This window comes from Pseudomonas taiwanensis, assembly GCF_013393345.1.
Taxonomy (GTDB): Bacteria; Pseudomonadota; Gammaproteobacteria; order Pseudomonadales; family Pseudomonadaceae; genus Metapseudomonas; species Metapseudomonas resinovorans_C.
This window is the reverse complement of the sequence record NZ_QJRF01000069.1, coordinates 238,512-257,890: the sequence shown is the minus strand read 5'-3', so window position 1 is coordinate 257,890 and position 19,379 is coordinate 238,512. Positions and strand designations below refer to the sequence as shown.

Genomic DNA, 19,379 nt, shown 5'->3' with positions numbered 1-19,379 from the left:
TCCTACGGGCAATGCAGCTACTTGCAACACTTACCGCAGACACAACCAATGAATTCGCCCCTACAGAAAAGCGCGAGTCAGTCGTCTTCGCCGCGCAGGAACTCGCTGCGGGCCAGGCCGTGGCGGACCATCTTTTCGTTGAGGGTGCGACGTGGCAGTTGCAGGAGGGTCATCACCGCCTTGATATCGCCCTGGCTGCGCGCCAAAGCCTGGCGCAGGCATTGCGCTTCGTAGGCTTCCATCAACTCGGCAAGGGAAGGCTCGCCTTCGGCTCGATCCGCCTGGCCTGTGGATAAGCCCAGCACATGGCGCTCGGCGGCGTTGGCCAGCTCACGCACGTTGCCCGGCCAGTCGTGGGCCAGCAGTTGGGCCAGCTCGGCAGGGGTCAGCGTCGGTTGCGGCCGGCCCAGGCGTTCGCTGGCCTGGCGGGCGAAATGCTCGAACAGCAGGGGAATGTCCTCGCGGCGCTCGCGCAGCGCCGGCAATTGCAGTTCGGCTACGTTCAGGCGGTAGAGCAGGTCTTCGCGGAAGCGTCCGGCGCGGACTTCGTCGCGCAGGTCCGGCTTGGTGGCGGCCACCACGCGGATATCCACAGCGATGCTCTGGTTCGAGCCCAGGCGTTCCAGACGTTGCTCCTGCAGCACCCGCAGCAGCTTCACCTGCTGCGCCAGGGGCATGCTCTCGATCTCGTCGAGGAACAGGGTGCCGCCGTGGGCATGTTCGATCTTGCCGATGCGCTTGCCCTGCGCGCCGGTGAAGGCGCCGCTCTCGTGGCCGAACAGCTCGCTCTCGAACAGGTTTTCCGGGATGGCCGCGCAGTTCAGTGCCACGAAGGGCTTGCCGGCGCGCGGGCCGAAATCGTGCAGGCAGCGCGCGACCATTTCCTTGCCGGCGCCGGTATCGCCCCGCAGCAGGATATTCACCGGGGTGGCGGCCAGATCCGGCACCTGGCGACGCAACTTCACCATGGCGGGCGAGACGCCGAGCAGGCGCCCGTCGAGTTCGTCCTTGAGCTCGGCCTGAACCCGCAGGCGGCGGTTCTCCTGCACCAGCCGGCGCTTTTCCAGGGCTCGGCGCAGGCTCTCCAGCAGGCGCTCGGCGGTGAACGGCTTCTCGATGAAGTCATAGGCGCCCAGGCGCATGGCTTCCACTGCCTGGGGAACGTCACCGTGCCCGGTGACCATCAGGAACGGCAGTTCGCGGTCCAGCGCCTGCACCGCCTGGAGCAACGCCATGCCATCCATGCCGGGCATGCGCAGGTCGCTGATGACCACACCGGGGAAATCCCCGTCCAGGCGTTTGAGGCAGTCCTCGGCACTGGACTCCACCCGCACTTCGAATCCGGAGAGCTCCAGCCACTCGCGCACGGCGTCACGGATGGCCGCTTCGTCGTCGACGAAGATCACCTGGGCAGTCATGGCAACTCCTCTCTGGCTTTATCCACAGGCAGGCGCAAGCTGAACAGCGCGCCCTCGCCCTGGTTGGCGGCGGTCAGCGTGCCGCCCAGTTCGTGGACGATGGCGTAGGACACCGCCAGTCCGATTCCCAGTCCGGCACCCGCCGGCTTGGTGGTGAAGAAGGGGTCGAACACCCTGGGCAGGTCGTCCTCGCGAATACCGCCGCCGTTGTCGGCCACTTCGAGTAGCCAGTGGCCGTCGTCCCGCCGCAGGGTTATCCACAATTTTGGCTCTGGCTTTCCCGCCACGGCGTCGAGGGCATTGCGCAACAGGTTGACCAGCACTTGCTCAAGGCGAATGGCATCGCCCGAAACCCAGGCCGGCACATTCAATTCCTGGTTGATCTGAACCTGGGCATCACGCAGGTTGGGGGCCAGCAATTGCAGGGACTTATCCACAACGCTGCCCAGCTCCAGGCATTCGCGCAGACCGCCGGGTGTCTTGCGTGCGTAGGTCTTGAGGTGCCCGGTGAGGGCGGCCATGCGTTGCAGCAGCTCGTCATGCCGTCCCAGGGCCTTGCGCGCCTGCTCCAGCTGGCCGTTGTCGAGCATCAGACGCAGGCTCGCCAGGTGCATCTGCAAGGCCGTGAGCGGCTGGTTGATCTCGTGGGCCAGGGCTGTGGACATCTGCCCCAGCGCTGCCAGCTTGGCGGCCTGGATCAGACCATCCTGGGCAGTCCGCAGGGCTGCCGTGCGTTGTTCAACCAACTGCTCCAGCTCTTCGCGGCTGCGCTGGCGGATGCGTGCCAGGCGCCAGCGCTGGTGCAGGAAGAGGCCCAGGAAGAACACCGCCAGCCAAGCCCCGCCGGCAGCAAGGCTGGCCGCGCGGGCGCTGCTGGCGGCTTCCTGGGGCGCACGCAGCAGGTGTAGGGTCCAGCCCTCGCTGGCCAGCGGCAGGCTTTCCCACAGGTAGTCAGCGGCGCCGCCGGGGCCTTCGACCCGGGCCAGCCGGCTACCGTTGCCGAAATTCACCCGCGTGTTGTGGATAAGTGGCGCCAAGGGTTGTTTGTCGTACTGGCGGGTGGCAGTCATCTCGGCGCGGCCCTCGGCCGAAATAGGCTGCAGCTCGCGATAGCGCCAACCTGCCTGGTTGGCGATGAACACCACGCCACGAGCGTCGCTGACCAGGATGATGTCCGAGCGCTGTCCCCATTCCTGTTCCAGTTCGGGAAACTCCAGCTTCACCACGATGGCGCCGATGAAGCTGTCCTCGGGGCCGCGCACGGCACTGGCCAGGAAGTAACCGGGAATCCCACTGGTCACGCCCACCGCATAGAAGCGGCCGCTGCCCAGGCGCCGTGCCTCGGCGAAGTAGGGACGGAAGCCGTAGTTGTGGCCGACGAAGCTGGTGGGCAGACGCCAGTTGCTGGCGGCCACCGCGAGGCCGTCGCGATCCAGCAGTTCCAACGTGGTGGAACCGGCGGCGCGATTCATCTGCTCCAGCTTGAGGTTGAGCATGTGCTGCGCGGCGTTATCCACAGGCCCGCTCAAAGTCGTGCGCAACTCCGGGTCCAGCGCCAGCACTGCGGGCAGGGCGCGGAAACGGTCGATCAAGGTGCGCAGGCTGCCGGCATACAACGTCAGTTGCTCGCGGGCCTGCTCGCCTTCGTCGCGCAGGGCCTGACGCTCGGCCTGGCGGCCAGCCAGGTGCATCGCGAGGAACAGACCGGCGAGCAGCAGCAGGATCAGCAGGGCAATGCGCAGTTGGCGGGAAATCAAGGCGTGGCGTCCCCAGGTCAGAGGCGGCGACGATAGCACGGCAGGCCCTGGCCCCTGCTCCTGGCGGACGTCTGCGGATACACTTCGCGCAGACAACTTCAAGGCACGTTCGATGCAATTGCTCCCCTGGTCCCACTCCACTTCCGCCGGATTCACCCTGCGCGGCTGGCAAACACCCGCTTCTGGCAAACCGCTCCTGCATTTCCTCCACGGCAACGGTTTCTGCGGCCGCACCTACACACCGTTGCTGCAATGGCTGGCGGAGGATTTCGACCTCTGGCTGTGTGATATCCAGGGCCATGGCGACAGCGACCACGGTGGCCGATTCCTTGGCTGGAACCGCAATGCCGAACTGGCGGTGGAAGCCTTCGAGGCCGGCCGCGGGGAGTACGGCGACGTGAAACGGGTGGCGCTGGGACACAGCTTCGGCGGGGTGTTGAGCAGCCTGATCCTCGCCCGCCATCCCGAACTGTTCAGCCGTGCTGTCCTGCTCGATCCGGTGATCTTCACCCCGACCATGGTAGGGGCCATGGCCTTCTCCGAAGTGCTCGGCCTGCACCGCCGCACCACCATGGCCAGCCGCGCGCGTGCCCGGCGCAACCACTGGGCCGACCGCGAGGCAGCGTGGAACGGCCTGCATGGCCGCGGCATCTTCAAGGGCTGGACTGAAGAGGCGCTGCGGGGCTACGTGGATCACGCCATCAAGGCTGTGGATAACGGCGTCGAGCTGAAGTGCCGGCCGAGTCGCGAAGCGGAAATCTTCAGTTCCTTCCCCAAGCGCCTGTGGCCGTCGCTGGGACGCATCGTGACGCCGACCCTGATCCTCCACGGCCAGCACAGCTATCCCTTCGTGGCCAAGTCGGTGGCGCGCCTCACCGCCGTCAATGGCCACGTCAGCGCTCAGGTGGTGGAGGGCGGTCACTGCTTCATGCAGGAGCATCCCCAGGCCAGCGCCCAGCGCACGGCCGAGTTCCTGTTGCGCATACCGTGACGGAACTCCGCGGGTGCCGCAGGCTGTTATCCACAGATTCATCCGTACCATGAAAAACGGGCCCGAAGGCCCGTTGGATTGAGTGGCAGTCAGTCCACGCGGCGCTTCTCGTCCGGCTTCGGATGATTGCGCCGCCACTCGTTCATGTGGATAACCTTGTCGTCCTGCGCGATCTCGAGGTCGGAGCGGAACGGGTGGGCCTCCACATCGATGCGGCCGAGGTGATTGCCGAACATCTGAATGCTGCCGGTCAGGCGTTGCTCACCGGTAACGGTGAATTCGAAATCATAGATGCGCGCCAGGCGCCGGTTGCCCTTGCCATCGCGCACCAATGCCAGGCGGCGGAAGGCGACATTGCCGTCCAGCAGCTCAACGTCGAGTCGCGCGCAGTGCTGTTTTGCCAGCACCAGCGCCCGCTCGCGCACACCATGACCGCGCCACAGCCAGGCTGCACCGGCGGTGAACAGTATCAGTAGGAAAACGTCAGCCAGGCTCAGCATGTGAACTCCAGAAACATAGGCCCAAGCTTAAACCATCCACAGTGGTTTCAGAGGGCCACTTCGATACGGTTTCTTCCCTGTTGCTTGGCGCGGTAGAGCGCCGCATCGGCTTCGCCCTGCAGGCGGTGCAGGTTGTCGTTGGCGCCGACGCTCGCCAGGCTCATGCCCAGGCTGAAGTGTATCGGCACCGTCTGATTCATCTGCCTCGCTGCCGAACGGCGTGAATTCCGGAATGTCCGGCCTGCGGCCATCTGTCCCAGCGACTAGGCTTCATCCCAAGCAGGCGCTTGGCTAGCATATGCGCCCCCCGTTCGACCGGCATGGAACCGTCCCTGTGACCTACGGCAGAGCACGACATCGCGGCGCCTGGCTTGGCCTTCTGGCCATGCTGCTGGTGCTCGTCGGGCCGTTGGTGTCCCAGGCACGGGACATGGGGCAGGGCGGGGTGCCGATGTGGATGGACGAGCTGGCCTGCGCCACCGACCACAGCGCGCCCGGTCATGAACCGTCGACGCCCAGCCACGAGATGTCCTGGGCCAAGTGCGGTTACTGCACCCTGCTGTTCAACTCTCCCGCCCTGACCCCGGCCAGCCTCCACGGGCTGGACCTTGCCGGGCTCGCCAGTCCGCATCCGGCCCTGGCGACCTTGAGTGGCCACGGCGGCCGGGCGATCTTCCCCGGCGCGCTGACCCGCGCTCCCCCCGCGCTTTCCTGATCCAGGCAAACCTTCTTCTGCTGTGCATGGCCCGGCCCATACCGGCACCTGTGCGCGCAGGCCACTGGTTCATCAGGGAGCACGACAATGTCGAAAAGCACTGTCTCCTTTTACAACCTGGCGTGGCGCTGGCATTTCTATGCCGGGCTGTTCGTCATCCCCTTCATGATCATGCTGGCGGTCACTGGCAGCATCTACCTGTTCAAACCGCAGCTGGACAACCTGCTCTACAGCGACCTGATGCTGGTTCGCCCCAGCGGCCAGGCACTCACCGCCGACCAGCAGCTGGACAAGGTGCGCCAGGCTTATCCACAGGCCGCCGTCAGCCAGTACCTGCCGCCGGTGGATGCCGAGCACAGGGCGCAGTTCGTGGTCAGCCTCGAAGGGCGCAAGACCAACCTCTTCCTCAACCCTTACAGCGGCCAGGTGCTGGGCACCCAGGATGCGCAGAACAACCTCCAGGCCGTCGCCCGCTCACTGCACGGGACCCTGCTGGTCGGTACTGTCGGCGACCGGCTGATCGAGCTGGCCGCCGGCTGGGCGATCGTACTGGTGGTCTCCGGCCTCTACCTCTGGTGGCCACGGGGCCAGGGCATGCGCGGTGTGTTCTGGCCGCGGCTGGCCAATCGCGGGCGCCTGTTCTGGCGAGACCTGCATGCGGTGACCGGTTTCTGGGGGTCGCTGCTGCTGCTGTTCATGCTGCTTACCGGCATGACCTGGACGGGCTTCTGGGGCGAGAAATTCGCCGACGTCTGGAACACCTTCCCGGCGGCCATGTGGAACGAGGTGCCCAAGTCTGACCAGCAGGCCCGCAGCCTGAATACTGCCGAGGACCAGACCGTGGCCTGGGCGGTTGAGAACACGCCACTGCCGGCGTCCGATCCGCACGCCGCGCACAAGGGGCATGACATGGCCAGCATGGCCGCCAGTGCCAATCAGGTCGGCCTGCAACAGGTGGTGGATACCGCCCGCGAACGCGGTGTGGTGCCGGGTTACAGCATCACGTTGCCGGCCGACGCCACCGGGGTGTACAGCGTCGCGGTGTTCGCCGACGACCCGCGCAACGACGCTACCCTGCACCTGGACCAGTACAGCGGTAAGGTGCTGGCCGACATCCGTTGGCAGGACTACGGCGTTGTCGCCAAGAGCGTCGAAATGGGCGTGGTGCTGCATGAAGGCAAGTTCTTCGGCCTCGCCAACCAACTGATGATGTTCGGCGTCTGCCTGTTGATCCTGCTGAGTGCCGTGAGCGGCCTGGTGATGTGGTGGAAGCGCCGGCCGCAGGGCTCGCTCGGCGTACCGCCGCTGCGCCATGACCTGCCATTGTGGAAAACCGCGGTGGTGATCATGATCGGCCTCGGCATCGCGTTCCCGCTTGTGGGCATGTCCCTCCTGGCGATCTGGGCGCTGGACCGGCTAGTGCTGTCGCGCATCGGTGGCAGCAAGGTGGTGGCCGGCTAGCCGGCGATGCAGGCGCGGCGCTGTCGCCGCGTCCGCAATGGAGAGCAATCGGCGTCCGCCGGGGGTGGGCGCCAGTCAATCGAAATGAACGGAGTTTCAACATGCGCAAGACCTTGCTGGCCCTGGGGGCCCTGCTGAGTTTCTCTGGTTCCCTGGCCGCCGCCCATGATTACAACCTGGGCTCGCTGCATATCGAACATCCCTGGGCGCTGGCCGTGCCCGCGGTATCGCCGAATGGCGCCGCCTACCTGGTTATCCACAACAAGGGCGCAGAGGTCGACAAATTGCTCGGCGCCGACACCGCCCGCGCCGGCAAGACCGAAATCCACGAACACCTGCACAAGGACGGCCTGATGAAGATGCAGCAGGTGCCGAACGGTCTCGATATCCCTGCCGGGGGTGAAGTGCGCCTCGAACAGGGCGGCTACCACCTGATGATGTTCGGCCTGAAGCAACCACTGAACGATGGCGACAAGTTCCCCATGACCCTGCACTTCCAGAAGGCGGGCGACCTGGAAGTGGAAGTTCATGTGCAGAAGGAAGCGCCGGCCGGAAACGGCGAGCACCAGCACTGATGCCTTGCCGCGGGGCCGTCCGGCCCCGCGAACTTTCCTGCCAGGTTATCCACAGCTGCCGTTCGGCACCGTGGTTTGCCGGGCGGCGATGGCTCTTCTAGCCTGAATCCATCGCAAGGAGCACCCGCCGGCAGGACGCCAGCCCCCGCGCAATGCGCGGCCTCGCATGAATCATCTGCCCCCCGCTGTTTCCTGGCGATGCACTGCATCGGGCCCAGGCGCTGTGCATCGCGCCGCGTCAGGCTGGCCCGTGCCTGATGAGCCAAGACAAGGAGATGGAAAGATGAATACAGCAAGGACATTCCGTGTTGCCTGGTTCCTGTCGCTCGTCCTGTTCTGCGCAGGCCCGCTGCTGGTCGCCGGTTCGGCGCAGGCGGCGACTCCCGCGTGCAGCGCCAGCCAGGACTGGATCACCAACCCCAATCCGCCCAGCGAGATACCGGAAGGCAGCAATGCCGACTTCTGCGACTTCTACCAGTTCGCCTGGCAATGGTTCTTCCAGCTGGTCAGCCCGTCCCAGAGCGATCCGAACCTGCGCAATTTTCAGGTCAACGCCAACTACCCGATCCTCCAGGCGACCGGCACCAATTCCTGTGATCCGGCCAAGCAGGCCGAAGTGATGTTCGTGCGCCGCGACAAGCCCATCGCCGCCGGTACGCCCTTCCAGATTCCTGAACGCACTGGCCAGGCGGGTGGCGGAGATACCATCTTCGACCAGAACGGCAATGTGGTTTTCTACGAGATCCGCTTCAGCCAGAGCCTGTGCAATGTGGCGCAGATTCAGAGCGCGCCGAACTATCCGGCCGGTACCACCGAGTTGAAGAGCGCCTGGCGGATCATCACCGACGCCGACAAAGCGAATTACTTCTGGATTGAGGCGAACGTTGACGGAGTGCCCGGGAACGAGCTGCTGGGGTTGGCGGGCTTCCACATGGCCATCGCCACCGCGCTGCACCCGGAGTTCATCTGGGCCACCTTCGAACACCGCAGCAATGTGCCCGAATGCAGCAATCCAGGCACCGCTCCGGCTGCCGGGTGGTCGTTCACCAGTCCGACCTGCGCTGTGGATAACCCACCGTCGACCTGCAACATGAACCTGGCCGCGCCCAGCAGCAGCCTGACCGGCACACCCTCGGAAATCTGCCGGGTCTACCATGACGGCACCAATACCGCCGACCACGAAGCCGCCACCAACATCGCCGATATCGACAGCCTGAATACGCAGATCCAGGGCTTTCTCTCGGCACTGGGCAGTAACAATCCCATGAGCGTGTGGCAGAACTACATGAATGTTGGCGCCCTCTGGGAAAACGACGTTACTCAGCCGTCTTCCAACTTCTCCAACCAGCGTGGCTCCATGCGCCTGGCCAATTCGGTGATGGAAACCACCTTCCAGAACGTAGACCCGACGCAACCCTTCATCTCCAACTGCTTCGGTTGCCACAACTTCAACGGCAGCGGCAGCAACACCATTCCGTGGGCCAGTTTGAGCCACATCTTCGACGACGTGATGCTGGGCCAGTGTGCCACCCCGCAGGACGTGCAGGCCGGGCCGATCTGGAACAACAGCCAGGCCGCGCAGACCTGCCCACAGGTGTGCAACAGCAAGGGTGGCTGGAACGGCAATTGGAAGACCACCGAACCCGGGAGCATGTCGGTCTGCGGCTGCTGTGGGGGATAAGTCCTCTGCCAAACGTTTGATCGTTTATTGATCAGTTTCGCGCAGGCCGCGCCAATCGTGGGATGCGGCATGGGCCGCACAGCTTATCCACAGGAGGCTGCACAGATATTGTGTGCAGCCGATTGTGTAAGTCATTGAAATTGCGCGAAAAACGCTCAGTTTGCGGAAAGCTGCGCCACGCCTGGCTTACAGCCATCCATGGACACCTTATGCACAGGACCATCCACGCGATCTGGGTACAAACGTGGAAAACCACTCGCGGGGTTGTGGGTTACTTGCTCGCGGTATCGATGGGCAAGCCGTGGCGTTGCCCCGAAGGCGGCGCTGATCAGGAATTGATCAGATGGCTGGAGGGCCTGGCGTGCCTGGCTTGCAGCGATGCCTGAACAGCTTATCCACAAATGCTCGCACAGATAATGTGCGCAATACCTTGCGTAACCAATTGAAATAGAACGAAAAATGCTCAGATGCGCGGGAGCCGCGGTATTCCTGCTTCCTGGAGGGCGAACTACAGCTTATCCACAGATGAGTCCACGGGATTTGGGTAGAAGTGTCGCTTGCCTGTGAACAGATCCTTTGGGGTTCAGGCATCGGGGATGATTTTCCGGCTAAACCGGGCAATGTTTTCGCGAATGAATTCGCTCCTACAGGGAGCGAAGCGATGCCTTATGCACAACCTCGCCTAGCTGGCTCTGGGCTGGACAGAAATTGATCATGCTGCTTGAGGCCGCGCTGGCCTTGGCTCGTCGCGTTGTCCGCACAAGATATCCACAGATGGCTACACAGATAATGTGCGCAATGGTGGAGTTATCCCTATGATTTTGCTCGAAAAATACTCAGGCAGTGGAAAGCCGCGCGGGGCTTGGCCCCTGTGCGTTCATCGACATCTTATTCACAGGGGCATCCACCGGAATTGGGGGGAAAGGCTCTGAAATGGGCCTTCCACTACAGAAGGCGCGCAGACGCAGTGGCTGCTTCACCGAGGCACGAAAGCCTGGTCAGAAGATGATCAAATGCGGGAAAGGCACGGCTGGCGAGGGATTGCGCGTTGTCCAAACAGCTTATCCACAAGCTGCTACACAGTATCTGTGCGCAGTATCCAGGCAAGTAATTGAAAACGCTCAGAAAATAACCTGATCGCGGTGAAGCACGCGTGGTGCGGGGCCTGGAGGTTGGTCTACACCTTATCCACAGGCCCTTCCACTGATTTTGGGGAACAGAGGGGAAAAGTCAGTCCTCGCGCATTTCCCGGTAGCGGGCTTCCAGTTCCTGGCGAATCTGGCGGCGCTGCTTGGCCTGGGCGTAACGGCGTTTCTCGTCGTCAGTTTCCGGCTGCAATGGCGGGACCTGGGCCGGACGGCGTTCATCGTCCAGGGCCACCATGGTGAAGAAGCAGCTGTTGGTGTGGCGTACCGAGCGCTCGCGAATGTTCTCGGTGACCACCTTGATGCCGACTTCCATGGAGGTATTGCCGGTGAAGTTCACCGAAGCGAGGAAGGTCACCAGTTCGCCCACGTGGATAGGCTCGCGGAAGATCACCTGGTCCACCGACAGGGTCACCACATAACGACCGGCATAGCGGCTGGCGCACGCATAGGCGACCTCATCGAGGTACTTGAGCAGAGTGCCGCCGTGTACGTTGCCGGAGAAGTTGGCCATATCCGGGGTCATGAGGACGGTCATCGACAGTTGTGCGGTTCCGGGTTCCATGCTGGCCTCATCGGTATTGGGGGGCTGTCAGGGATAGACGCGGGCGGGCGCCGGGGCGCCACAGTCGGCGGTCGGCCAATTCCAGGTCAGCCTGTGGATAACCGGCCTTAGGGGGCTTCGCTGGTCTGCTGGCAGGCGGGTCGCTCTTCCACCAGATCACTGGGGCCGCAGGCCAGGCCATGCTGTCGGCGGAGCTGCGCCAGCTCCTCGCTCTGCTCGACCAGGAAGCGGTCGAAGGCTTCCAGAAGTTCCGGGTACTTGAGGCTGCTGGCGTGGAAGGCCGTCCGCTCCAGCGGCAATTGCGGGTCCAGCAGCAGCCGGTCGCTGCCAAGGTTGGTACTGGTTTCCAGGTAGTGGTGCAGCACTTCCGGATTGGCGTAGATGGCATCGATGCGCAAGCGCAGCAGCATGCGCACCAGGCCGCCGATGTCGCCGGCTTCCACTAGCTGTACCTGACCCTCATGCAAGCGCTCTTGCCAGGCCTCCGGGGTGAAGCCGCGCACCGTCCCGAGGCGGCGTACCGAATCGACGCCCCGCCCCAGGTGCTCGCGCAGTACCAGGGTGCCGTCGACGATGCGGATCACCGGGCGGCTGTAGTGCAGGCGCGCATCGCCCTTGAGCTGGCGCGACCACTCGGGGTTGTCGGGGAATACCAGCATCAGCCGGTCGGTGGTTTGCAGGTTGCGGTGCAGGCGGTTGATCGGCAGGGGTTCCAGCTCCAGGGCCAGGCCCTGGCTGATGGCGAAGCGCTGGAGGACGGCGATGGCGTAGCCTTCAGCGGGTTGGCCCGGAATCGCACGGTAATAGGGAAGGTAGTCCTGGCTTTCCAGGCCGATGCGCAATGACTCGGCCTGGCAGATGCCGATAGCCAGGAACAGCAGCGTGAGGATCGCAGCCTTCATCGGGCGGGCCAGAAAAGGTGTAGATGCTGTGAGCCTAGCAGCCGCAGGGGGCGAGCGTCGGCGCCCGGCCGGTTTGCCAGGCGCCGGCCAAGCGCCCTTCGCCATCAGGCGTGGGTCAGGTACCAGCGCCAATCCTGCTCGCCGACTTCGCTGACGAACTGGCGGAACTCTTCCCACTTGATGGCGAGGAAGATCTTCAGGAAGTCCTCGCCCAGGGCTTCCTTGGCCCAGGCCGATTGCTCCAGGTTGCGCAGGGCGGTCAGCCAGTCGGTCGGCAGGGTTTCGCGGGCCTGCTCGTAGCCATTGCCCTCGATGGGTTCGCCCGGATCGATCTGCTCGCGAATGCCCTTGTGGATACCGGCGAGGATCGCCGCAGCCGCCAGGTAGGGGTTGGCATCGGCACCACAGATGCGGTGCTCGACGTGGCGGCTCTTGGCCGGCCCGCCGGGCACGCGGAAAGACACGGTACGGTTGTTCACGCCCCAGCTCTTCGCCAGCGGCGCATAGCTGTTGGCCTGGAAGCGGCGGTAGGAGTTGGCGTTGGGGCAGAAGATCGCCAGCGTATCGTTCAGGGTCGCCATCATGCCGCCGATGGCATGGCGCAGCAGCGGGGTGCCGTGCGGATCGTCGCTGGCCATCAGGTTGTTGCCCTGCTCGTCGGCCAGGCTCACGTGCATGTGCAGGCCGCTGCCGGCGAGGTCGCCGAACGGCTTGGCCATGAAGCAGGCGACCAGCCCGTGCTTGTTGGCCACGCCTTTGACCAGGCGCTTGTAGCGAATGCCTTCGTCGACCGCGCGCAGGGCGTCGAAACGGTGCTCCAGCGTCAGCTCCAGCTGGCCGGGTGCGTATTCGGAGATCGCGGTACGGACGGGCAGACCCTGGGCTTCGCAGGCGGCGTAAAGGTCATCGAGGAACGGCTGCAACTGTTCCAGTTCATAGACACCGTAGACCTGCGGCGCTTGCGGGCGCACGCCGTTTGCCTGCAGCGCCGGCTGCGGACGACCGTTGGCATCACGCTGCTTGTCCAGCAGGTAGAACTCCAACTCGACGGCCATCACCGGGTGATAGCCGTCGGCCTTTAGGCGCTCGATGGAACGCGCCAGCACATGGCGCGGATCACCAGGCGTGGCGGGCATCCCTTGGGTCGGATGCATGCTCACCTGCACCTGGGCGGTAGGCGTGGTGCGCCAGGGCTGCAGCGCCAGCGAGCCGGGGATCGGGTAGGTCCAGCAGTCGGCGTCGGCGACTTCCCAGACCAGGCCGCTGGCCTCGACGTCTTCACCCTGGATGGTCAGGGAGAGAATGGAGCTGGGCAACGGGCGGCCGTTCTCGAAGATCGCCAGCAACTCGTCACGGTGCAGCAGCTTGCCGCGCGGGATGCCATTGGCGTCGATCAGCATCAGTTCGATGCTGCGTACTTCCGGATGTTGTTCAAGGAAGTCGCGGGCTTCCTGGGGATCGGCGAATTGCATGGTCAGGGCTCGGTGGTTGGCCTGTCTTTGATGGGGCAATGCCCCATCGTCGGGCTTGATGGGTATCGCTTCGCTCAACCCATCCTACGAATCAGTTCGGTGCCGGGATCAGAGCCGGGCGCCGGGGATCGCCAGCAGCTCGCCGATGGCTTCGTCCAGGGTCGCGATGAGCCTGTCCACGTCGGCAGCGGTGGTGGCCGGGCAGCACAGGGTCATGTTGTGGAACGGCGTGATCAGGATGCCGCGGTTGATCAGGTAAAGGTGCAGGGCCATCTGCAGCTCATCGTGGAAGGCGGCTTCGGCTTCGGCGCCGGTGCGCGGCGATACCGGGCAGAACTGGAATTCGCTGCGTGCGCCCAGCTCGGTCACCGACCACTTCAGTTCGTACTTGGCAATCAGACTGCGGAAACCATCGGCCAGGCGCTTGGCCAGCGGCAGCATGTGGTCGTAGGCGGCCTGGGTCATCACCTGTTCGAGGTTGGCGCGCATGCAATGCATGGCCAGGGCGTTGGCGGAAAGGGTAGTGCCCATGCCGCTGTGGCCGTGGCCATGGCTGTCTTCCTGGGCTTTCTTGCGCGAGGCGAGCATCCGCTCCGCCATGTCCGCGCTGCAACCGAAGATGCCGCAGGGCACGCCGCCGGCGATCGGCTTGCCGACCACGAAGAAGTCCGGATCGAGGCTCCACAGCTGGGCGCAGCCGCCAATGTTGGTGGAGATGGTGTGGGTCTCGTCGATGATCAGCAGGCTGCCGTACTTGCGGGTCAGCTCGCGGCACTTCTGCATGAAGCCCGGATCGGGCAGGACCATGCCGATGTTGGTCATCGCCGGCTCGCAGAGCAGGGCACAGACGTCACCCTTGGCCAGTGCGGCCTCCAGCGCCTCGACGTCGTTGAAGGGGATGGAGCGGCTGTACTGGGTCAGGTCGTAGGCCTGGCCGACCAGGCCGGAGCGGGGCACGGTCTCACCATCGCGGTAGCGCACCATCACGTCGTCCACGGTGCCGTGGTAGCAGCCGTCGAACACCAGCAGGGTCTTGCGCTCGGTGATGGCGCGGGCCCAGCGCAGTACGTAGCGGTTGGAGTCGGTGGCAGTGGCGGTCACTTGCCAGAAGGGCAGTCCGAAGCGCTGGGCCAGCAGTTCACCGCAGACCACGGCGTCCTCGCCGGGCAGCATGGTGGTCAGACCGTTGTTGGCCTGTTCGGCGATGGCCTTGGCGATCGGGTCCGGCGAGTGGCCGAACATGGTGCCGGTGTCGCCCAGGCAGAAGTCGACGTACTCGTGGCCGTCGACGTCATAGAAGCGGGCGCCCTTCGCGCGCTCGACGAACAACGGGCAGGGCGTGGACCAGTCGGCCATCCAGTGCATCGGCACGCCGGCATAGAGAGACTTGTGCGCGCGTTCGGCGAGGGCGACGGATTTCGGGTTGCGCTCAAGGAAACGGGCGCGCTCGCGGGCGGCGAAAGTTTCCACAGCGGCTTGGCTGATTCCACTGGCAGTCATGTTGAACACCTCGTTCGAATTTCTGCACATCGTGTTTTGTGATCACAATTCTGTCAAGGCTTGCTAAAAGAGGCCCTGAAATTTAACGTTTAACCATATTTGTGATCACAGGAATGAACGAAAGACTAGATGGAAACTGTCCATCCGGCCTGGCGACCCATCCTGATCAAACCCACCGACCCCAGAACAGAAGGTGACCCAAACCATGCGTAACTGCAGCCTGACCCTGAACCAACTGCCGGCGCCGCCGGCCCGCGCATGGTGACAAGCCCATGGCCGAGAACCTGCAGGAATTGCTTTACCAACGACTACGCGAGGGCCTGCTGGCAGGCCAGTTCAAACCTGGCGAGCGTCTGAAGATCCGCGATCTCGCCGCCGCCTGGGGCACGAGTCCGATGCCCGTACGCGCCGCCTTGCAGCGGCTGGTGGCAGAAGGCGCCCTCGAGGGCGAGCCACAGCGCTCGGTGCGCGTGCCGCCCATGACCCGCGAACGCTTCAAGCAGATCTTCCAGGTGCGCATGGCACTGGAAGGCATGGCCGTGGAAGCTGCCGCCCCACGATTGACCGCCGATGAGCTGGAAATCCTGCGGGTCTGCATGGAGCGCATGGACATCGCCATCGAGCAGCGCGATGTGCAGGGCTACCTGAACGACAACAGCCAGTTCCATCGGGTCCTGTACGGCGCCTGCGGCAATCCGGTCCTGCTGCGGACCATCGAAAACCTCTGGCTGCAGGTCGGCCCGTTCTTCAATCGCCTGTTCACCGAAGCGGACCTTTCCTTGCGGCTGAACGACTTCCACGAGGACGCCTTCAAGGCACTGCTGGAAGGCGACGGCAAGGCCGCACGCTTCGCCATCGAGCAGGATCTTTCCTACTTCGGCCAGTTCCTCCTCAACCTGCTGGAACTGGACTTCGCCCAGGCCCGCATCGGCTGATCCGCTCTCCTGCGAGGGCAGGTCGGTCCTGCTCTCGTAGGCCGCTTCGGGCAAGTGTTACGGCATATTGCTCCGCTCTGGCGAGACATATCGCAGTGATAATCTGCGTCCGTTCCTTGCACCAACTTCCCTAATTCCTACATAGCTCCGTTGGAGCCGAGCGAGTTGCCCGCGCGCGGGACCGCTGTGCCGCGCATTGCAGAAAAGGAGTCGTCCGCCATGCATGCCATTGCTTTCATCCAGGATCTTGCCGTGATCATGCTGGTCGCGGGCATGGTGACCATCCTTTTCCACCGGTTCAAACAACCGGTGGTGCTGGGCTACATCGTTGCCGGCTTCATCATCGGGCCGCACACGCCACCCTTCGAGCTGATCCACGACGAGGACACCATCAAGACCCTCGCCGAGCTCGGGGTGATCTTCCTGATGTTCTGCCTGGGGCTCGAGTTCAGCCTGGGCAAGCTGTTCAAGGTTGGTGCCACGGCCTTCATCGCCGCCTTCCTGGAAATCGTGCTGATGATCTGGATCGGCTACGAGATCGGCAGCTACTTCGGCTGGAGCACCATGGATTCGCTGTTCCTCGGCGCGATCCTGGCCATCTCGTCCACCACCATCATCGTCAAGGCGCTCAGCGACCTGAAGCTGAAGAACGAGCGCTTCGCCCAGCTCATCTTCGGCGTGCTGATCGTCGAAGACATCCTCGGTATCGGCATCATCGCGCTGCTCTCGGGCATCGCGGTGAGCGGCTCGGTGGAAACCGGCGAGGTGTTCGCCACTGTCGGCAAGCTCAGCCTGTTCATGATCGTCGCGCTGGTTGTCGGCATCCTGCTGGTGCCGCGCCTCCTCTCTTACGTGGCGAAGTTCGAGAGCAACGAAATGCTGCTGGTGACCGTGCTGGGCCTGTGCTTCGGCTTCTGCCTGCTGGTGGTGAAGCTGGAATACAGCATGGTGCTGGGCGCCTTCCTGATCGGCGCGATCATGGCCGAATCGCGCCAGCTGGTGCAGATCGAGCGGCTGATCGAGCCGGTACGCGACATGTTCAGCGCGATCTTCTTCGTCGCCATCGGCCTGCTGATCGACCCCAAGGTGCTGGTCGAGTACGCCTGGCCCATCGTCGTCATCACGCTGGCGGTGGTACTGGGCAAGATGATCTCCTGCGGCCTCGGCGCCTTCATCGCCGGCAATGACGGCCGCACCTCGCTGCGGGTCGGCATGGGCCTGTCGCAGATCGGCGAGTTCTCCTTCATCATCGCCGCGCTCGGCATCACCCTGCAGGTCACCAGCGACTTCCTGTACCCCGTGGCGGTAGCCGTGTCGGCCATCACCACGCTGCTGACGCCCTACCTCATCCGCGCCGCCGACCCGCTCTCGATCAAGCTGGCCAAGGTCATGCCGGAGCCCCTGGTGCGGGTCTTCGGTTTTTATGGCGAATGGCTGCGCAGCATCCAGCCGCAGGGCCAGAGTGCGGTGCTGGCGGGGATGATCCGCAAGATCCTGCTGCAGGTGATGGTCAACCTGGCCCTCGTGGTGGCCATCTTCCTCGGCATCGCCTACTTCGCCGGCACCCTGGCCGAGTACCTGAGCGCCTGGCTGACTTCTCCCAACCCGCAGAAGGCGCTGATCTGGGGCGGTGCGCTGTTGCTCTCGCTGCCTTTCCTGATCGCTGCCTACCGCAAGCTCAAGGCGCTTTCCATGCTCCTGGCGGAGATGGGCGTGAGCCCGGACAAGGCCGGGCGCCACACCGAACGGGTGCGCAAGGTCATCGCCGAAGTGATCCCGTTGCTTTCGCTGCTGGGCATCATGCTGCTGCTGATGGCGCTGTCGGCGAGCATCCTGCCGACGCTGGAACTGCTGGTGCTGGTCGGCCTGCTGGCAGCGGGCGTCAGCGCGCTGCTCTGGCGCTGGCTGATCCGCGTGCATTCACGGATGCAGATCGCACTGATGGAGACCCTGGAGCAGAACCAGGACAACCATCATTGAGACGTAAGAGTCTCGCGAGCTAGAGCGAGACAAGGAAGAAGCAGCCGAGAGAAGCGGAGTTTACGACTGTAAATGAGCATCTCGAGGCTGTTCCTGACGCGGTATCGCCGACGCGCAGCAGACTCTGGCGGAATCAGTTGGCTAGCCAGACGTCTCTCGCCCAGTGCCACACCGAGTCCCAGCTTTCGTCGGTGAGCTCGCCCTCGTCGCCGTCCCACAGGACGACTTCGCCTTCGCCGTCGACCAGGTAGTAGTCGCGGCCATCCTGGCAGAGGGGCACCAGGTCGCGCGGTACGCCCAGGTCCCAGGCGACGGCGGCAACTTCCGGCAGGTAGGTGTGGGATTGCGGGTCGGTGGCGGTCACCGGCTCCAGGCGGCCATAGACCACGTCGCTGACCTTGAGCAGGAATTCGCGCAACTCGAACGGCAGGTTGATCAGCAACTGCTCCTCGATCTCCACCAGCAGTTCCTCGTCAGGAAGCTCCAGGGGAACCGGCACCGGCTCGTTGAGTTCGCGCAGCTGTTCGATGACTTCTTCCATGGCGGCAGGCCCTCATGCATTGGGATGCGCTTTATACAGTAGCCGCATGGGCGGGAAAATCGCAGGTTCGATAAACGAAGCTTTCCACCAGACAGTTCGACCCGCCCGCCTTATCCTCGATTCTTTGCCAAGGAGCCCGTCATGGCGATCACCTGGACCTGCAAGCACCACAGCGAACTCGACGCCCACGAGGTCTACGCCTTCCTGGCGCTGCGTTGCCAGGTATTCGTCGTGGAGCAGAAATGCCCCTACCTGGATGTCGATGGCCAGGACCTCGAAGCCGATACCTGCCATGTGATGGCCTGGGAAGACGGTCAGTTGCTGGCGTACCTGCGCCTGCTGGACCCGTCGACCCAGGATGGCGACGTGGTGATCGGGCGCGTGGTCAGCGCCGCCGAAGCGCGCGGTCGCGGCCTTGGCCACGGGCTGATGGAGCGGGCCGTGAACGAGGCCGGAAAGCGCTGGCCGGGGATGCCTGTATATCTCTCGGCTCAAGCTCATCTGCAGGCCTATTACGGCCGCTACGGGTTCGCCCCAGTAACCGAGGTGTATCTGGACGATGGCATTCCCCATATTGGAATGCGCCGCGCTTAGTCCCAACGCTGCTTTGCAAGATCAGGCTCAGCACCAACCGCTTTATTCCCACCGGGATGAGCTGGCTAAACTGTGTGCACCATCCGGCTGCCTCGGCAACCGGCAAAGCCCTGGCTATCCACAGGAGGTGCATCATGCGAATGGCCGCAACCCTGCAGCGCAGCCTGGAAAGTACCCGTACCCAGTTCGACCTGGTGCCGCACCCTCATTCGGCCACGAGCCTGGAGTCGGCGCGGGTCGCCAATATTCCTGCCGAACGCCTGGCCAAGCCGGTGATCCTGGACGACCGCCAGGGCCACTTCCTCATGGCGGTGGTTCCCTCCAGCCGACACCTGGACGTGGGCAAGGTGCGCAAGGACTCAAGGATCTGGCAGCTCACCCACGAAGCCGACCTGGCCCGTCTATTCACGGATTGCGAACTGGGCGCTGTACCGGCACTCGGCGAACCCTACGGCATGAACATGCTGGTGGACCCGCAATTGACGCGGCAGAAAGACATCTACCTGGAGGCCGGCGATCACGAAAACCTGGTGCACATGCGCATGGATGACTACCTGAAACTGGTGCCTCATGCCGAAGTCTGCGAGCTCTGCCACTAAGGGCGATGATTTGCTGCGCGTCGGGCTCGCTAAATCATGAAGAAGCTC

Annotated in this window: 18 protein-coding genes; 9 read left to right on the top strand and 9 right to left on the bottom strand. The window is 63.9% G+C overall.

The genetic code is table 11. From position 1 onward, the window contains the following. Positions 1-77: 77 nt before the first annotated feature. Both DM872_RS21910 and DM872_RS21905 read right to left on the bottom strand, forming a co-directional pair. Positions 78-1,418, bottom strand: coding sequence for a sigma-54-dependent transcriptional regulator (locus tag DM872_RS21910; protein ID WP_179061406.1), 1,341 nt, complete (start codon positions 1,416-1,418; stop codon positions 78-80). After that, complete coding sequence (locus tag DM872_RS21905; protein WP_256873451.1) at positions 1,415-3,175, bottom strand: ATP-binding protein; 1,761 nt, start codon at positions 3,173-3,175, stop codon at positions 1,415-1,417. The genes DM872_RS21910 and DM872_RS21905 overlap by 4 nt, the downstream gene beginning before the upstream one ends. 112 nt (positions 3,176-3,287) lie before the next feature. Between DM872_RS21905 and DM872_RS21900 the strand changes: the two genes are divergently transcribed. Continuing rightward, the gene (locus tag DM872_RS21900; RefSeq protein ID WP_179061405.1) at positions 3,288-4,166 is read left to right on the top strand and encodes an alpha/beta fold hydrolase; all 879 of its coding nucleotides are present in this window, start codon (positions 3,288-3,290) and stop codon (positions 4,164-4,166) included. Between the two features lie 89 nt (positions 4,167-4,255). Here the strand turns inward: DM872_RS21900 and DM872_RS21895 are convergent, their stop codons facing one another. Further along, positions 4,256-4,666: a DUF3301 domain-containing protein gene (locus tag DM872_RS21895; protein ID WP_179061404.1), complete on the bottom strand. Its 411-nt coding sequence runs from the start codon at positions 4,664-4,666 to the stop codon at positions 4,256-4,258. Positions 4,667-4,713: 47 nt separating this feature from the next. Continuing rightward, on the bottom strand, positions 4,714-4,866 hold the full coding sequence (locus tag DM872_RS21890; protein ID WP_256873450.1) for a diguanylate cyclase domain-containing protein: 153 nt from the start codon (positions 4,864-4,866) through the stop codon (positions 4,714-4,716). Positions 4,867-5,000: 134 nt separating this feature from the next. Between DM872_RS21890 and DM872_RS21885 the strand changes: the two genes are divergently transcribed. The 4 genes from DM872_RS21885 to DM872_RS30345 all read left to right on the top strand — a co-directional run bounded on the left by DM872_RS21885 (position 5,001) and on the right by DM872_RS30345 (position 9,098). Beyond that, a complete protein-coding gene (locus DM872_RS21885) occupies positions 5,001-5,381 on the top strand; it encodes a DUF2946 domain-containing protein (RefSeq protein WP_179061402.1) in 381 nt (126 codons plus the stop codon). A gap of 87 nt (positions 5,382-5,468) precedes the next feature. Then, the gene (locus DM872_RS21880) at positions 5,469-6,842 is read left to right on the top strand and encodes a PepSY-associated TM helix domain-containing protein (RefSeq protein WP_179061401.1); all 1,374 of its coding nucleotides are present in this window, start codon (positions 5,469-5,471) and stop codon (positions 6,840-6,842) included. 101 nt (positions 6,843-6,943) lie between these two features. Next, positions 6,944-7,417: a copper chaperone PCu(A)C gene (locus tag DM872_RS21875; protein ID WP_179061400.1), complete on the top strand. Its 474-nt coding sequence runs from the start codon at positions 6,944-6,946 to the stop codon at positions 7,415-7,417. A gap of 283 nt (positions 7,418-7,700) precedes the next feature. Beyond that, positions 7,701-9,098, top strand: coding sequence for a mannan-binding lectin (locus tag DM872_RS30345; RefSeq protein ID WP_218649492.1), 1,398 nt, complete (start codon positions 7,701-7,703; stop codon positions 9,096-9,098). A gap of 1,230 nt (positions 9,099-10,328) precedes the next feature. On the opposite strand, the gene DM872_RS21865 is transcribed toward DM872_RS30345, so the two are convergent. The 4 genes from DM872_RS21865 to DM872_RS21850 all read right to left on the bottom strand — a co-directional run bounded on the left by DM872_RS21865 (position 10,329) and on the right by DM872_RS21850 (position 14,682). Then, complete coding sequence (locus DM872_RS21865) at positions 10,329-10,808, bottom strand: acyl-CoA thioesterase (protein WP_179061399.1); 480 nt, start codon at positions 10,806-10,808, stop codon at positions 10,329-10,331. 107 nt (positions 10,809-10,915) lie between these two features. Continuing rightward, positions 10,916-11,710, bottom strand: a complete 795-nt coding sequence (locus DM872_RS21860; protein WP_179061398.1) for a substrate-binding periplasmic protein — start codon at positions 11,708-11,710, stop codon at positions 10,916-10,918. Between the two features lie 104 nt (positions 11,711-11,814). Beyond that, a complete protein-coding gene (locus DM872_RS21855; RefSeq protein ID WP_179061397.1) occupies positions 11,815-13,182 on the bottom strand; it encodes a glutamine synthetase family protein in 1,368 nt (455 codons plus the stop codon). Positions 13,183-13,290: 108 nt separating this feature from the next. Further along, positions 13,291-14,682, bottom strand: coding sequence for an aspartate aminotransferase family protein (locus DM872_RS21850; protein WP_179061396.1), 1,392 nt, complete (start codon positions 14,680-14,682; stop codon positions 13,291-13,293). A 272-nt stretch (positions 14,683-14,954) separates the two neighbouring features. Here DM872_RS21850 and DM872_RS21845 point away from each other — a divergent pair, with 272 nt between their 5' ends. Next, on the top strand, positions 14,955-15,617 hold the full coding sequence (locus tag DM872_RS21845; protein ID WP_179061395.1) for a GntR family transcriptional regulator: 663 nt from the start codon (positions 14,955-14,957) through the stop codon (positions 15,615-15,617). A gap of 219 nt (positions 15,618-15,836) precedes the next feature. Next, complete coding sequence (locus tag DM872_RS21840) at positions 15,837-17,597, top strand: cation:proton antiporter (protein WP_179061394.1); 1,761 nt, start codon at positions 15,837-15,839, stop codon at positions 17,595-17,597. A gap of 133 nt (positions 17,598-17,730) precedes the next feature. Here the strand turns inward: DM872_RS21840 and DM872_RS21835 are convergent, their stop codons facing one another. After that, positions 17,731-18,138: an SMI1/KNR4 family protein gene (locus tag DM872_RS21835; RefSeq protein ID WP_077527465.1), complete on the bottom strand. Its 408-nt coding sequence runs from the start codon at positions 18,136-18,138 to the stop codon at positions 17,731-17,733. A gap of 141 nt (positions 18,139-18,279) precedes the next feature. Here DM872_RS21835 and DM872_RS21830 point away from each other — a divergent pair, with 141 nt between their 5' ends. After that, a complete protein-coding gene (locus tag DM872_RS21830; RefSeq protein WP_179061393.1) occupies positions 18,280-18,732 on the top strand; it encodes a GNAT family N-acetyltransferase in 453 nt (150 codons plus the stop codon). A 134-nt stretch (positions 18,733-18,866) separates the two neighbouring features. Next, positions 18,867-19,331: an aminoacyl-tRNA deacylase gene (locus DM872_RS21825; RefSeq protein ID WP_179061392.1), complete on the top strand. Its 465-nt coding sequence runs from the start codon at positions 18,867-18,869 to the stop codon at positions 19,329-19,331. Positions 19,332-19,379: the final 48 nt, after the last annotated feature.